Source organism: Micromonospora sp. NBC_01392 (assembly GCF_045040125.1).
GTDB lineage: Bacteria > Actinomycetota > Actinomycetes > Mycobacteriales > Micromonosporaceae > Micromonospora.
Genome location: NZ_CP109549.1, coordinates 65,120 through 79,140 on the forward strand (window position 1 = coordinate 65,120; position 14,021 = coordinate 79,140).

Consider the following 14,021-nt stretch of genomic DNA (forward strand, 5'->3'; position numbering starts at 1 on the left):
TCAACCGTGAAGCCCTATCTGGTCTGTCACCCGTTCGCCGGAGGCGGCGCCAGCTTCTACCGGGTTTGGCAAAAGCAGTATCGCAAGCAGCCGGGCAGCCTGGCGATCCTGCCACTCCAGCTCCCCGGCCGAGAGGAACTGTTGCACGAGGAGCCCTTCCGCGACCTGTCCAAGGCGGCCGACGCACTAGCGCCGCAGGTGGCCGAGCGAACCGCTGGTCGTCCGGTGGTGCTCTTCGGGCACTGCCTGGGCGCGATGCTCGCCTACGAGGTCGCTTGCCGCTTGCAGAACGTCCCCACCGTCGACCTGCGCCATTTGATCGTGAGCGGCTCACCGGGGCCGTGGAGCGACTGGCGCCAGCTGTCCGGTGGCCTCGCGGACGATGAGCTCGTCGCCAGTGTGGAGGAACTCACCGGCTACCAGCATGAGGCGCTAGCCCATCCCGACCTGCTCGACCTGCTTCTGCCGGCGCTGCGCGCCGATGTCGAGATGCACGCGAGCTATCGGCCGGACTCGATCGAGCCTTTGCGCATCCCGATCACTGCGCTGCGCGGGAAAGACGACCATCTGGTCAGTGCGTCCCAGGCCGGCGGATGGAGAAAGGCCACGGCGGATGAATTCCGTCTCCGCGAGTCACCCGGCGGTCACATGTACCTGGTCGAGTCGCCTGAGCAGGTGATGACCACCGCGACGGCGGTCCTGGCCGGACCGGACTCCTGACTCGGCGCCGGCCCGCCGGTCAGCGCCTATAGCTGGTTAACGAAGAAGTAAGGGCACTCGAATTCCTGCCGCGCCCGGGCCTGCGAATTCTGGCCGCATCACCGACTTCGCCGTTCCGAGCCGCTGCGAAAGCCTCGGCGATGAGGGTAACGGACTCCTCGGAAGCGCCTTCCAACGTCACCTCGGCGCTGCCCAGCCGGAAAATAGGATCCGCGAAGCCCGGCATGTCGGTCTGGACGTTGACCCGGACCCCGGCCTGAGCCAATGCTCCGGAACGTGTTCGTCGCGGCCTGGTCACCGACATCAACCCAGACCTGGTGGTTGTCGGTAAAGCCGTCCGCGCAGCGGACGACCTCAAAATCCCGCGCCGCCAGCTCAGAGCCGAGCCGCCGCGGTCCTTCTGGACAGGATCAACGTCCTGTCCAACTGACCACACGCAGGTCGAACACGGAAATCTACGCAGTCCTTGCGCGGCTCAGACGAGGAAACTGGCCTGGCAATACGAGTGGTCGGAGTCCGTGGTCGCCACCGTGGTGGTGAGCAGCCTGATCGCTTGCCCGTAGAGGATGTAGTCCTTCTGCATGCCGAAGGGCGTCGTGGGCGTGGCGTCGAAGGCGTTGAAATAGTGGCCCGAATGCAGGACCTCGCTCAGGATATCCGTCAGGCGCGCATGGTTGAGGTCGACGGCTGCAACAGTCGGCCCGGCACCGCCGACGGTCAGCAGATCGGCCCGCAACATCTCCCACATCTGCGCGAACATGGGCTCGGTTGGGCTGATGCCAAAGTGGTGCAGCGGAAAGCAGTGCCCGGTGATCAGTCCGAGTGGCTGGCCGTCCAGGTCCAGGCGTGCGACGACATAGCCCTTGTCGTGCAGGCTCCACTTCTGCCCGTCCGGCCGGACAATGCTCAGCCCGGGGTTGGGGAACTGCTTGTACACAGCGTCGTCGATGGGAAATCGGGAGACGACCCCGAGCGCCAGCGATGCGTTCTCCGCCATATGGGAAGCGCTCGTCGGGAAGGATGCGAAGTGCGGATATCCGAGGCACTTCGCCAGATATTCGGCCTGGCCGACCTGGCGTCCGTGATAATCATGGGCCTCCTGAAGGCAGAGCACGTCAGGACGATGTTCCACGAGGAAAGATGCGTAGTAATCAAGCGACGGGCTCACGCCCCGCTGATGGGACTCTCCAAGAATTCCGCCGCCGATATTCCACGTCGCGACCTTAAGGGGGGTAGGCACCATGATGCCGCCACTGTGCCATGGACGGGCGATCGCGACACCCGAACATCTGTCAGGGCTCGGCGCTCACGGAGTCCCTCCGCGGTACTGGAGCAGAGGTAAGGTAGAGGCCGGACTGCGATGAAGGTCCTCCACCTCTCGCCGTCCAACAGAAACGTAAGGGGCGGTGGGTTTACCGGCCGGGTTGCAGGCCCTCGCCGACGCGGCGGGCATGATCGCCTGGGACGTGTCGGTGGACTTCAGCACCGCTCGGGCCCACCAGCACGCCGCCGGGCGAGAAACCCCCACCGGCCGGGGAGGGCCTGGGAGCATCGGGGCGCGGCTCCGCCGAGGACCCGGCCGGACCGGTCCTGGCCGACAAGGCGTACACGTCGAAGGCGAACCGGGCCTACCAGCGCCGGCGTGGCATCGCTGCGACCATCCCGAGCAAGGCCGACAGGACGCCCACCGGCTGGCCAAGGGGTCCAAGGGCGGCCGACCACCGGCCTTCGGCCCGCACATCTATCAGCAACGTCACGCCGTGGAGTGCGGAGTCAACCGCCTCATGTAGTCGAGCCGGTCCGTGACGCCGTTCGACAAGCTGGCCGTCCGTGAACCAGACGCGAATCGCCGGAGCAAATACGCTGATTCCGGTACGGGGTGAGCCCATCAAGATGTGTCCACCTCGGGTCGAGCCGGTCATCTTGCCCTACCCCGCCCGATAGATGAAACCGTCACTGACATCAACGACATCAACCCGGCACCGCGAAGTCACCATCACCCACTCAAAAGCGACAAAGCACTACTAGCTGATGTCAGTACGCGGGCGGCTGCACGATCGGTAAGGTCGGCACAGAGTTGCCCGGCTCGACAGCTCGAATTACTCACTGAAACCGATCTCGCAACCCTGACTCAGCCGTAGCCGACAAGCATCCGGCTAATTCAACCTGCGCTCTTTTCCGCGGTTTCCGGCGGGGACTCGTCAGGCAGGAAACCGTTCCGAGCGGCTGGGGAACCGACCTCATCCGAAGGATGTGACTCATGGCAAAGTCTTTTGCGAAAGATCTACTTCCTGAGGTGCGCGACCGCTTGGGGACAATTGGCTCGCCTGGCGGCGGCTCGCTCTCTGAGCGAGGCGAGGCTGTGGTCCGCAGGTTCAGCAGGCGCGACGAGATGCGATACCTGCTGGACGGGATTCTGTCGGACGACCGTCAGCTCGGCGAGATCGCGGCGCGGTCCTACTATCACGCGAACAGCTTCCTCAAAATCGTTCTGGCGGTGGGCGACGAGAACGCCTGGAAGCTTCGTCTACACGTGTGGCACCCGCGGTCGGAGGCGGATTCCCTGCCGAGGGAGGACATTCACTCACATCGCTGGGACTTCACGACGGCCCTGCTGCTCGGCGAGTACAACGCCCGCGAGTACATGATCGCCCCCGGCGACGGCTACCACCACTACCGGTACACCCCGGTCCGGGCGAACCAGCGCTTCTCGCTCGAGGACATGGGGAGCGAAGAGCTCGCCAAGGTCTGCGACATCAATGTTCACGCCGGCACGGTTTACCACCTTGATCATCGGGTCCTTCACAGCATCGCGCGTTCCAACGACGGGCCCACTGCCACGGTGGTGCTCCAGGGTCCCACGCTGAGGGATTCGACGAATGTCTATCGCACGAGCCCAGTCAGCGAAAAGGGTGGCGGAACAAAGGGGATCTACGTCGAACGACCTTCCGTCGACCAACTGCGCGGGGAGCTGACGCAGCTCCACCACTGGTTGTGACGCGGGTCAGGTGCGCGGGAACATGACCCGGTACAAGTACCCGGCGGATGCGGCCTCCCACTTCACGAAGCACGGCGTCGACCTCACCGTGTACGGGCAAGTGGACCCGTCCATGACCGTCGCCCACGTCAGCGTCACGGAAGGCCACTTTCAGGAGTTCTACAACTCGGAGAGCACCTATGTCTACTACGTCATCAGTGGCTGCGGCACCTTCTATCTAGATGACAAAGCCATCCCGGTGAAAACCAGGGATCTGGTTGTCGTTCCACCAATGACGCGCATCTATTATTTCGGCGCCCTGGAGCTGCTGCTCACGGTCTCGCCGGCCTTCGACGAAGCGAAGGAACGGCACGTCAGGTTCCTGGATAAGAGCCAGATACCGGACACGGCCCGCTCGTGAAGTTCTCAGTCCGTCCTGACTCGGTGTTCCTTGCCTGGTCAAGTGGCTGACCTGGGCACCCGCCCTGAGCTGAGGGTCGCATGATCCGGCTGCCGGTCACCGGCCGGCTGCCTGGTCGGCTCGATCCTCGTACGGGATGACCCATTTGATGGAGAGTGGGTTAGCTAGGGCCGTGACCACGAACGTTTACGGTGTTGGTGGACACGCCGCGCGGCCTGTCGGCCGGGCGGCGTTGTGCCGGTCAGGCTGTGGCGGTGGCAGATCTTGTACGCGTTCGGCGGTTGAGTGATCAGGAAGGTCAGCAGCTGCTCAGAATCACCCGCCGGGGAACCGGCTCGGCGATCCGACTACGGCGGGCGATGGTCGTGCTCGCCTCGGCCGGCGGGAACACGGTGCCGGCGATCGCCCGCCTGGTTCAGGCCGACGAGGACACGATCCGGCAGGTCATCCACCGGTTCAACGAGATGGGGATGGCCAGCCTGGACCCTCAGTGGGCGGGTGGCCGTCCCAGCCAGATCAGTCCTGACGAGGAGCAGTTCATCGTCGAGACGGCCAACACCCGCCCCGAGAAGCTGGGGCGACCGTTCACCCGCTGGAGTATCCGCAAGCTCGCCGACCACCTGCGCCTTCACACCACCCGCCGGATCCGTATCGGGCGGGAACGGCTGCGGCAGTTCCTGCACCGGCACCAGATCAGCTTCCAGCGGACCAAGACGTGGAAGGAGTCCACCGACCCGCAGCGCGATGCCAAACTCGCCCGGATCGAGTACGTGAGCAGCCAGTTCCCGCAGCGGGTGTTCGCGTTCGACGAGTTCGGTCCCCTGGTGATCCGTCCGCAGTCAGGGGCCGGGTGGGCGCCGGCGGGGCATCCGCATCGGCTGCCCGCGAACTACCACAAGCTGCACGGGGTCCGGCAGTTCCACGGCTGCTACTCGGTGGGCGACGACCAACTCTGGGGCGTCGTGCGCCGCCGCAAGAGCGCCGCGAACACCCTCGCCGCCTTGAAGTCGATCCGAGCCGCGCGTCCCGAAGGGGCGCCGATCTACGTCATCCTGGACAACCTATCCGCGCACAAAGGCCTCAAGATCCGCAGGTGGGCGGCCCGCAACAAGGTCGAGCTGTGCTTCACCCCGACCTACGCCTCCTGGGCCAACCCGATCGAGGCCCAGTTCGGGCCGTTGCGCACCTTCGTCATCGCCGGCTCCGACCACCCCAACCACCCGGCGTTGACCCGGAAACTGCAGGCCTACCTGCGCTGGCGCAACGCCAACGCCCGCCACCCCGACATCCTGGCCGCCCAACGCCGCGAACGCGCCCGCATCCGCAGCGAACGACAACGACGCTGGGGCCAACCACCACTCGCGCAGCCTGATCCCAACACTGCGAAACGTTGGCGGTTACGGCACTGCGTGCTGCCCGAACATCAGGCCTCGCCGGCTGGTCGCCCCACCTCGCCAAGCGCATCCAGTAGCCGATTCCTCGCATCCTGCAATCGGACGGGATAGTCCGGCCTGAACACCTCCGCCAGCGAGGTCTCCAACGTCCCGGAGATGCGATACAGCGGGGACCACACCGCACGATCGCGATCGACCAACTCGTCGAAATCGGCAGTGCCCATCATCCGGTGAAGCCAGTCTGAGAGCACCAACGCCTCGTCCCGGCTAAGCCTGATCATGAAGTCGTCCTCCGTCACCGCGCCGAGGCTACCGTCGGCTCGACACCGTGAACGTTCGTGGTCACGGCACTAGTTTTCAAGGGTTGCGGTGACCGGGTGGGGTCATCGCGCGTAGCGTCTCGTCCTCGGCTGGCGGCACGTGGCCGAGTTCGCCGCGCAGCCGGCGGTTGTTGCACCGGTCGATGTATTCGACGGTTGTCATCTCCAGGTCGTCGAGGCCGGGCCACGGGCCTCAGGTGCGGCGAGTCCGGCCCTGTACAGGTCGTTGAACGGCCTCGGCCATGGCGTTGTCGCAGGAGTCGGCCAAGGACCGACCGAGGCGACGGCGCCGGCTTCGGCGAGGCGCTGGCTGTAGCGGATCGCTCGGTATGGGGTAGCCGCGGGCGGATTGAAAGATCAACCCGGATGGCGGTCGGCGTCGCACGATCGCGCCCCTCGAACGCGGCGTCGACCAAGTCGGTCTTGAGGTGGTCGGCGGTGGCCCACCCGTGACCCGGCGGGACGCGTCATTTAGCGCCGTACGCGAGAGGACCGCTCCGCCTCGCGAAATCGGCTGCTGAGCCGCTGGTGAGCCAGGGTCGCCAGGACATAGTCCCCGGCGGTGTGTTCGGAGGTGCTCAGGTCGAGCGCCAACCGGTGGTGAGCACGGCTGTATCGGCTCTCCAGCCGCCGGATCGCCTCTCGCACCAGGCCAGCATCATCGTGGAGCTGGACCAGCCCCCGGGACTGCAGCCAGACACTCCCACCGCGGTACTTCACGATCGACACGGCAGCGCGTGGATTCTTCCGGAAAACGCCGGTGTCCCGCTTGTCGACGAGGAACGCGATGCGGTCCTCCCCCCGAACGTCGAGCACGTCGAACCCGATCTGCCGGCAACGCAGGAGTCCGTGGTGGCCGAAGCAAGCGAGGTGTCCGTAGGTGGGGCTCACTGCGCGGTATCGGCCGGTCCCGGCGTGCCGTGCCATTCCGATGACCGCTAGCTCGTCGCGGGCCTCGCGCAGCTCGGGCTCGTCCTCCGTGTAGTCCTCGTCCGGTCCCCAGAAGTGGTCGTGCGCGACCGACGCAGGCACGTAGGCGTCGCCGTATCTCGGAGGCAGCGTCTCAGCGTACGGCGCGAATCGGGACACGGGCTCGTCCCCGAGTTCGTTGCGGACGTGGAAGGCAAGAACTTCCAGCCGGACCCGCTCGTTCCGTTCCCGTCGGTCCCAGCTCGTGTAGTTGCCGTCCGCTTGCTCGCCGACTTTCGGATTGCTGTACACCCGGGCGAGCGTCCGGATCAGTTCGCGTTCGAGGTCCGGCGACTGCCGAACGAAACCCCCGATTTCGTACGAGAGCTGACTCCCGATGCCGGCCGGAACCGACAGCGCAACAAGCGGGTCGAGGGCCGTCGCTCGCGCCTTGATTCGGTTCTCCACCGTGCTCATGACCACGTTTGCGTCCATCACAGACGCCCAGAGCGGCGTGACACTCACACCGCCCCGTCCAGTGTGCACGGCCAGGTGTGCGTATGGGCGATCGGGGCTCGGCAGATAAGAAGCTCGGCCGAAAGGCGGCTGCAGAATAGAGCGCTCGTCGGACGTCAGCGGCAGGCCGTCCACCTTCTCCAACAACTGGGCGACAACCTGCGCCCGCCGCTGGATCTCGTTTCGCGCCGCACGCGTCTGTGCCACCTCGTCGTCGGAGCGACATCGTCGCTGCGCGGCGTCCTCGAGCAACTGGGCCGATTCGGGTGTGGGCGCTTGAGCGAGCCTCGCTATCAGGTTCGTGTCGCCCGCCTCAAGAGGCGAGGACCACGCGCCAGAGACCGAACCCATCCCACGATTTTGCTGCATTCAGGCACTCCTCTCACTCCACTCGGCCGTCATTAGTCGAGCCACGGCGGGAAGCACGTCACCTCCTCGCGCAGCTGGTTGACGGACGGCCGCTGAACCTCGATCGGTGTTGGCCTCCTCGCCCATCCGGTGACCTCCGATAGAACGCATCCGCCCGACCTGCGGGATGGCCCACGTTCACGGTCGCTACAGCAGATCCGTCGATGTCGAACTAGTCTGCCCTTACTTCACAGCCTCCGGAAGCCCTCACAGGTAACAGGCCGCGGGACCTAACACTCCAGCGTCACTTCGCCTGTCTGCGCTGGTAGTGGGTTCGTCGGGCGCGAGCCTGGGATGTTCGTCGCCAGATCGACCAGTGCGGGGTGTGCGTGGGTGGGAGCGTCACGGCGAGGACGAAGGCGTTGAGGAGTCGGCGGATCTCGGCGACGGTCAGCGCGATGATCTCCGGGTCGACGTCGGGCTGCTGCGCGACGAGGATGGTCAGGACGGCCAGGGCGGCGGCGATCATCTGCCGGGCGAGGGCATGCTTCGTGGCGAACCGACCTGGTCGGGGAGGCCGGCGGCGGCGAGGCGGTCAGGCTACTGACATCTCGACACGTCCGGCAGTGCCGGTGTACTGCCGCTGGCCCCTGACCGAGGACAGGCCTTCCCGAACACATCCTGCGCGAACTCGGCCAAGTCATCACGTAGGCGAGCCACCTCAAGACCATCCATACAGGACACGACGAGCCGCGGATACCGGCAACCACTACGTTGATCAAAACGTGGCAAGTACTACTAGCGCTCGGTGGAGACCCTGCCTGGTACCAGTACGTACGCGTTGGGTCGGTGCCTTAGCCTCAGCCTCAGCCTCCAACCGCTAATAGATCGTCCGGACCGCGCGCCCCGCGGCACTCGGCGCCGCCAGGTTCGTCCTGGTTGACTCTGATAGGCGAGGTAGAATGTCAGTGGACAAAGGCGCTATACCCGGCGCAGCTTCACGAGAACAGCATGGGCGTCAACTGTATGAATTCGCGCGGCGACTTCGCGATGGCCACGGTCGCAGTCGAGATGCCCTGAGCCTGGTCCCCAGCGAGAACCGTCTCTCCCCTTTGGCACAGCTGCCCCTGCAGCTTGATTTTTACAACCGTTACTTCTTCAATGAGGACCACGACCCGGATTATTGGCAGTTCAGGGGCGGGGAGAGCATCGCAGACATCGAAACGGATGTGGCGCACAACAGCTTGAGTGCACTGTCCGACGCGCCGTTCGTCAACCTCCGTCCGGTTTCCGGACTCAGCGCGATGATCATCGCGGTCTCGGGGATGGGTGGCGACACCGGAAACACGATCGTCTGCCTTGATCCCGCGAGCGGAGGCCACTATGCCACCGCGGCAGTGATCAAGCGTTTTGGCTTTGTTCCCGCCACGGTCTCTATCGAAGCAGGTGCCGTGGACGTCGATGGCCTACGGAAGATCCTCTCTTCGCAAAACGTATCCCTGGTCTACCTTGACCTGCCCAACAGCTTGCATCTGCTGGACGTCGCCGCTGTCGCCGCCTGCCTCGCCGAACACAGCCCGCATACCTTGCTGCACGTCGACGCCAGTCACACCCTCGGCCTCATTCTCGGTGGCCAGGCCCCCAACCCACTTGGACTCGGCGCAACCTCCTTCGGTGGCTCTACACACAAGACCTTCCCCGGGCCGCACAAGGGCGTCCTGTTCACCCGACTCCCGCGTGTGCGTCAGCTCATCAAGGATGCGCAGTACGTCCTGCTGAGCAGCCACCACTTCGCCGCGACTCTGGCGCTGGGTCTGGCCGCACGCGAGTTCCAGTATTTCGGCCCCGCTTACGCCCGACAGATCATTGTCAACGCCAAGCGGCTCGGCGCCGAGCTGGCATCGCAGGGCTTTGACGTTGCCCGCTGCACGGACGGGTTCACCGATACCCACCAGGTCTGGGTTGAGATCGGGGACCACGCCACAACCAACAAACTCTCCGCCGCCCTGGCCGAGGCCGGAATCCGAGTCAACGTCCAGACTGGCATACCGGGCTTCTCGGGTCCGGTGTTCCGGTTAGGTACCAACGAGGTCACGTTCGAAGGTGCTACCGAGACGTCCATGACCCTGATCGCCGAGGCATTCTCAGCGGCTCGAGACGGTGCAGCCGGTCGTGCCGCCAGCAAACGCTTACAGGCCCGGCAGTCGTTCGGAAGTCCCTACTTCTTCACTGACATCGAGTAGGCGTAAAGACCCTGGCAGCCCAAGTCGCTGCACGACCTACCTGCACTGACCCGACGCTCGGTGTCGAGCAGGACGCTGACCAGCGTCTCGGCCAGCCAGTCCCGGAACTCCACGACGCTCCAGCCGCACACCTCGGTCAACCGCTCGAACAGCTCGATCGAGGTCAGCGCGTAGATCTGGTCGGCCGCCCGGTCGACGCCCAGGCCGGCGCGGAGCGCACCGGTCTCGGCCAGGTGCTCGGCCGGACCGCGACTGCCGACCCGACGCTGCCGCTCGGTCTCGGCCAACAGGTCGTCCAGCCCGGCCGCGCCGGCACCGGCGGCACCTGCGGCGATCCGCAGGACCCGGCGCACCGGGCCGACCCGCTCGAAGATGGCCACCGCCATCGCCGCGTACCCGGCAAGCTTCCGCACCGGATCGGGCTCGGCGACGATCGCCGACACCTCCGGGCGGGCGTCCTGCGGGATCGGCTGCGCGTCGCCGGCCAGGCTGACGTCGTAGACCAGCTTGGCCAGCCCTGGCTTGCCGCCCGGGCAGGACGCGTAGAGCGTCTGCACGGCCACCCCGGCGACCCGGGCCACCTCGGCCATCGTGGTCGCGGCATAACCACGTTCGAGCATCAGCGCCCGGGCCGCCTCGGCGATCCGCAGCCGGGTCTGCTCGGCGTTCTCCCGACGCAGCTCGCTGACGTACCGCCGCTTGATCCTGTCGTTCATCGCCAGCCATCGTGCCAGAGTATTGACTGGAACAACTTCTAATGAAAGTATCAGCACTCTATTCAACTCGCCGAAGCACGGGCCCGGCGGCGCGTTGGGTCGTACCGCACCAGCCGGACGACCTCGCTCGGTCACCGGTTTTCGCACCGACACGATCCTCGATCCGAGGGAAGGAAGTCGATGAACCGTCACGCCTGGTCACTGCTGGGAACCCTGATCGTCACCGCCGGTATGATCGGCGCCATCGGACCCGCGTCCGCCGCGCCCGGCGAGGCCGGACCCGCCGTTCGCCCCGCCCCCGCGACTGCGGCCGGCGGCGCCGACGCCGGCCGGGCCCGACTGGCGGCGGCGCCGCTCGGGCCGTTCAAGCTGGTCAACTCGCACAGCGGCAAGTGCCTGACGATCGCCGGCGGTAGCATCGGCGACAATGTGGTGGCCGTGCAGTACAACTGCGACGCGCACCTGTCCCGGCAGTGGCTGCTCTACGACGTCACCGGCACCTCGGTCTACCACCTGGTCAACCGGAACAGCGGCAAGTGCCTGACCATCGCCGGCGGGAGCACCGCAACCGACGCGCTGGCCGTGCAGTATGCCTGCGACACCGACCCGTCCCGGCGCTGGACCTTCCACGACGTCACCGGGCTCAGCGACTATCACATCGTCAACGTGAACAGCGGCAAGTGCCTGACCGTCAACGGGGCGAGCACCGCCAACAACGTCAACATCCTGCAGTTCCCCTGCAACACCACCGCGCCCTACAACGAGCGCTGGTACCTCATCGACGCCTGAGCACCCGGCCCCGCGTCTCGATCATCCAGCCACTGTGCCTGGACGTGGCGTACGGCAGCCAGGCGCACGCGGCGAACGCGCTCCAGGCGAACTGCACCGCGAACACCAACCAGCTCTGGTACTTCGACTACACCACGCACATCCCGGGGCTGAACTGGGCCGAGGACATCCACGGCTGATGCCTCGACCTGACTGCACCGCCTCGACTGTCGGGTGGGTGGCGTCTCCACGACGCCACCCACCCGGCGTGCGTCATCGGGGCATCGGTGCGTACTCAGCGACCAGGTACGACCGGTAAGAGATCACCGCGGGAATCGTCACGTTCAACTTCCCCGCTGTCGTGGTCAGCACCTCCTCGTATCCCCACAGCGCGCCAGAGCGCGGATCGACGATCACTGTGTACTGGGCGGGTAGGCCGTGCGCGCGCGACGTGATTGAGAACGCCTCCCCGGCGCGCCCGGTCCGGTCCGTGACGATCCCGGTCACCGTGATGCCCGGCAGGTCGGCCAGCAGCCTGAGCACCGCCGCCTCGTGCACGGACGCACCCGCAGTCAGCCACCCACGCAGCTCGGCGACGTCCGTGGGCACCGCACCCTTGAAGCGGCTGGAGAAACCGCCAGCTGCGAAGTCGCGCGTCTCCTGCGACGCGCCGACCCGGCCGCCCCGCCGCTGCCACTCCCCGCCGGTCGGCGTCCTCCAGGTCGGCCGGTACGCCGAGTGCGGGCTCGTCGTGCCAGCAAGGTCAGGAGGTCGAGCGCCGCCAGACCTCGCCTCCGTCGCCGACGGGCCCGTCGCAAGCCCTGCGCCCCTGACTCCGCCATGCCGTACGTGCTGCCGTAAGCGAAGCAGTGACCCATCGGCTCACGACCTCGCCGGGCCGGGCCTGCCCACCGGCCGGGCACCGACCTTCGACGAAAGCCACCACCCGGGCCCCAGGTGGCCGCCACCTACCCAGTGTGCAGATCGCCGGAAGGCACAGGTGGCGAGCGTCGGTCGACGGGCCCGCACCGGCAGGTGGGCGGACCTCGGTGGAACAGGTGAATCCATCAGAAGGACGCGGTCATGGCGACGTCAGGTGTGATCTTCAAACGGTGCGGGTGCCGAGACGACCAGCGGCGGCGATTGGAGCAGTCCTGCCCCCGACTGGGCGAGCGCGGCCACGGCACCTGGTACTTCCACTGCTCTGCCCGGAACTTGCTCGGCCGCTGCGAGCGGGTCCGTCGAGGTGGTTACCCCTCGCGGACCGCCGCCCGGCATGCCCGCGATGAATGGCTGACCACGACCGAGGCGGATCGGACGGCGCAGGGCTGGACGGTCGAGCGGTGGCTGCGGCACTGGCTCGACAACCGCACGAAGATCCGGCCCACCACCCGCTTCCACTACACCCGCGACGTCGAGAACGTCCTCATCCCCCAGCTCGGCCGCTACCGCCTCGCCGACCTCGACGCCCCGCTCCTGCGGACCGTGTTTGCCGAGATAGCGGCGACGAGAAACAGCAAGGGCCGCCCACAGTCCGCCTCCGCGATGAACCACCTGCGCACCACCCTGCGGGCCACCCTCAACCTCGCGGTCAAGGAAGGCGTCCTGGACTGCAACCCGGCCCGGCACATCGAGATCGCTGGCTACCAGCAACCCCACGCCAAGGAGTGGACCGACGCTCGCGTGCAGTCCTGGGAACAGACCGGCGCCCGGCCGGCCGTGGCGGTGTGGACCGCCGACCAGCTCGCCGAGTTCCTCGGCGCGGTGAACGACGACCCGCTGTTCACCCTCTGGTGGCTCGCTGGGCTGCGCGGACTACGCCGCGGTGAGCTGTGCGGGCTGCGCTGGTCCGACATCGATCTCGACCGCGGCACGCTGACCATCGAACGCAACCGCACCACCGCCGGCTACCACGTCGTCGAGGGCGCACCCAAGACCCCGGCTGGGCGGCGGTCGGTCGCCCTCGGCAAACGCAGCGTGCAGATCCTGCGCGTGCACCGCCGCCACGAGCAAGACCGCAAGGCGGAGGCGGCAGAGAACGGCACGCCCTGGACCGACAGCGGATCCGTGTTCACCCGCTCAGACGGCAAGCCGATCAACCCGAACTACGCCACCACCCGGTTCCGCATCCTCGTGCGCCGAGCGGGACTACCCCCGGTGCGGCTGCACGACTGCGCCACGGCGCCGCGTCCCTCGCCCACGAAGCCGGCGCCGACCTCAAAACCCTGCAGGACCTCCTCGGGCACTCCAGCATCGTAGTCACCGCCGACACCTACACCAGTGTCCTGCCACAGATCCAACGCCGCTGCGCCGACGCCACCGCCCAACTCGTCCTCAACGCCGCCCGCCGCACCCGCCGGAAGATCAGAGCCAGCGCCCGCAAGAACCGGCCCGACCGCGGCCCCAAAGCTGGCACCCCGGCACCGACGAAACCGAAAACAGGTGCTCCGACCCGGCCGAAGGGCAAGCAGGCTACAAAGCCGCAGGTCACGTCCCGACAAACCCGCGAGACGGCCGCTTCCAGGGCTGCACCCACATCGCACCCACGTGACACCCACCGTCCACGCCGGCCAGACAGCAAGAGGAGCCTGACCCGCGTTTCCGCAGGTCAGGCCCTTACGATCTTGTGCGCCCGAAGGGACTCGAACCCCTAACCTTCTGATCCGTAGGCGGCCGCATCCCGCCGCGT

At 66.6% G+C, this 14,021-nt stretch carries 13 protein-coding genes and 2 pseudogenes; 9 read left to right on the forward strand and 6 right to left on the reverse strand.

All coding sequences use genetic code 11. The features are described 5' to 3' along the window. Positions 1 to 6: 6 nt before the first annotated feature. Entirely contained in the window at positions 7 to 720 is a 714-nt protein-coding gene (locus OG767_RS00265; RefSeq protein ID WP_405091656.1) for a thioesterase II family protein, read from the forward strand. 475 nt (positions 721 to 1,195) lie between these two features. Here OG767_RS00265 and OG767_RS00270 read toward each other — a convergent pair whose 3' ends face one another. Beyond that, on the reverse strand, positions 1,196 to 1,963 hold the full coding sequence (locus tag OG767_RS00270; RefSeq protein WP_405091657.1) for an endonuclease/exonuclease/phosphatase family protein: 768 nt from the start codon (positions 1,961 to 1,963) through the stop codon (positions 1,196 to 1,198). Positions 1,964 to 2,138: 175 nt separating this feature from the next. On the opposite strand from OG767_RS00270, the pseudogene OG767_RS00275 reads away from it, so the two are divergent. The 4 genes and pseudogenes from OG767_RS00275 to OG767_RS00290 form a co-directional block, all read left to right on the forward strand. Then, positions 2,139 to 2,507, forward strand: a pseudogene (locus OG767_RS00275) (IS5/IS1182 family transposase); the annotation flags it as partial. A gap of 473 nt (positions 2,508 to 2,980) precedes the next feature. Next, complete coding sequence (locus tag OG767_RS00280) at positions 2,981 to 3,718, forward strand: hypothetical protein (RefSeq protein ID WP_405091658.1); 738 nt, start codon at positions 2,981 to 2,983, stop codon at positions 3,716 to 3,718. Positions 3,719 to 3,740: 22 nt separating this feature from the next. Continuing rightward, positions 3,741 to 4,118 (forward strand): cupin domain-containing protein, encoded by a 378-nt coding sequence (locus OG767_RS00285; RefSeq protein WP_405091659.1) that lies wholly within the window; start codon positions 3,741 to 3,743, stop codon positions 4,116 to 4,118. Between the two features lie 254 nt (positions 4,119 to 4,372). Continuing rightward, a pseudogene (locus OG767_RS00290) lies at positions 4,373 to 5,473 on the forward strand (IS630 family transposase); the annotation flags it as partial. Positions 5,474 to 5,869: 396 nt separating this feature from the next. Here OG767_RS00290 and OG767_RS00295 read toward each other — a convergent pair. The 3 genes from OG767_RS00295 to OG767_RS00305 all read right to left on the reverse strand — a co-directional run bounded on the left by OG767_RS00295 (position 5,870) and on the right by OG767_RS00305 (position 8,134). Then, positions 5,870 to 5,995 (reverse strand): hypothetical protein, encoded by a 126-nt coding sequence (locus OG767_RS00295; RefSeq protein WP_405091660.1) that lies wholly within the window; start codon positions 5,993 to 5,995, stop codon positions 5,870 to 5,872. 308 nt (positions 5,996 to 6,303) lie between these two features. Further along, the gene (locus tag OG767_RS00300; RefSeq protein ID WP_405091661.1) at positions 6,304 to 7,608 is read right to left on the reverse strand and encodes a hypothetical protein; all 1,305 of its coding nucleotides are present in this window, start codon (positions 7,606 to 7,608) and stop codon (positions 6,304 to 6,306) included. Positions 7,609 to 7,909: 301 nt separating this feature from the next. Next, positions 7,910 to 8,134: a hypothetical protein gene (locus tag OG767_RS00305; protein WP_405091662.1), complete on the reverse strand. Its 225-nt coding sequence runs from the start codon at positions 8,132 to 8,134 to the stop codon at positions 7,910 to 7,912. A gap of 433 nt (positions 8,135 to 8,567) precedes the next feature. On the opposite strand from OG767_RS00305, the gene OG767_RS00310 reads away from it, so the two are divergent. After that, entirely contained in the window at positions 8,568 to 9,848 is a 1,281-nt protein-coding gene (locus OG767_RS00310; protein ID WP_405091663.1) for a hypothetical protein, read from the forward strand. Here OG767_RS00310 and OG767_RS00315 read toward each other — a convergent pair. After that, positions 9,824 to 10,564, reverse strand: a complete 741-nt coding sequence (locus OG767_RS00315; RefSeq protein ID WP_405091664.1) for a TetR/AcrR family transcriptional regulator — start codon at positions 10,562 to 10,564, stop codon at positions 9,824 to 9,826. The two genes, OG767_RS00310 and OG767_RS00315, sit on opposite strands and share 25 nt — an antisense overlap. A gap of 180 nt (positions 10,565 to 10,744) precedes the next feature. Between OG767_RS00315 and OG767_RS00320 the strand changes: the two genes are divergently transcribed. Both OG767_RS00320 and OG767_RS00325 read left to right on the forward strand, forming a co-directional pair. Next, positions 10,745 to 11,353, forward strand: a complete 609-nt coding sequence (locus OG767_RS00320; RefSeq protein WP_405091665.1) for an RICIN domain-containing protein — start codon at positions 10,745 to 10,747, stop codon at positions 11,351 to 11,353. 44 nt (positions 11,354 to 11,397) lie between these two features. After that, a complete protein-coding gene (locus OG767_RS00325) occupies positions 11,398 to 11,532 on the forward strand; it encodes a hypothetical protein (RefSeq protein ID WP_405091666.1) in 135 nt (44 codons plus the stop codon). A 73-nt stretch (positions 11,533 to 11,605) separates the two neighbouring features. Here the strand turns inward: OG767_RS00325 and OG767_RS00330 are convergent, their stop codons facing one another. Continuing rightward, entirely contained in the window at positions 11,606 to 11,941 is a 336-nt protein-coding gene (locus tag OG767_RS00330) for a hypothetical protein (protein ID WP_405091667.1), read from the reverse strand. A 474-nt stretch (positions 11,942 to 12,415) separates the two neighbouring features. Between OG767_RS00330 and OG767_RS00335 the strand changes: the two genes are divergently transcribed. Further along, positions 12,416 to 13,591: a tyrosine-type recombinase/integrase gene (locus OG767_RS00335; protein WP_405091668.1), complete on the forward strand. Its 1,176-nt coding sequence runs from the start codon at positions 12,416 to 12,418 to the stop codon at positions 13,589 to 13,591. Positions 13,592 to 14,021: the final 430 nt, after the last annotated feature.

Excerpts from the sequence above, each read along its gene's own strand:
- OG767_RS00270 (WP_405091657.1), bottom strand. The coding sequence starts at position 1,963 with ATGGTGCCTACCCCCCTTAAGGTCGCGACGTGGAATATCGGCGGCGGA.
- OG767_RS00280 (WP_405091658.1), top strand. The coding sequence starts at position 2,981 with ATGGCAAAGTCTTTTGCGAAAGATCTACTTCCTGAGGTGCGCGACCGC.
- OG767_RS00285 (WP_405091659.1), top strand. The coding sequence starts at position 3,741 with ATGACCCGGTACAAGTACCCGGCGGATGCGGCCTCCCACTTCACGAAG.
- OG767_RS00295 (WP_405091660.1), bottom strand. The coding sequence starts at position 5,995 with ATGACAACCGTCGAATACATCGACCGGTGCAACAACCGCCGGCTGCGC.
- OG767_RS00300 (WP_405091661.1), bottom strand. The coding sequence starts at position 7,608 with ATGGGTTCGGTCTCTGGCGCGTGGTCCTCGCCTCTTGAGGCGGGCGAC.
- OG767_RS00305 (WP_405091662.1), bottom strand. The coding sequence starts at position 8,134 with ATGATCGCCGCCGCCCTGGCCGTCCTGACCATCCTCGTCGCGCAGCAG.
- OG767_RS00310 (WP_405091663.1), top strand. The coding sequence starts at position 8,568 with ATGTCAGTGGACAAAGGCGCTATACCCGGCGCAGCTTCACGAGAACAG.
- OG767_RS00315 (WP_405091664.1), bottom strand. The coding sequence starts at position 10,564 with ATGAACGACAGGATCAAGCGGCGGTACGTCAGCGAGCTGCGTCGGGAG.
- OG767_RS00320 (WP_405091665.1), top strand. The coding sequence starts at position 10,745 with ATGAACCGTCACGCCTGGTCACTGCTGGGAACCCTGATCGTCACCGCC.
- OG767_RS00335 (WP_405091668.1), top strand. The coding sequence starts at position 12,416 with ATGGCGACGTCAGGTGTGATCTTCAAACGGTGCGGGTGCCGAGACGAC.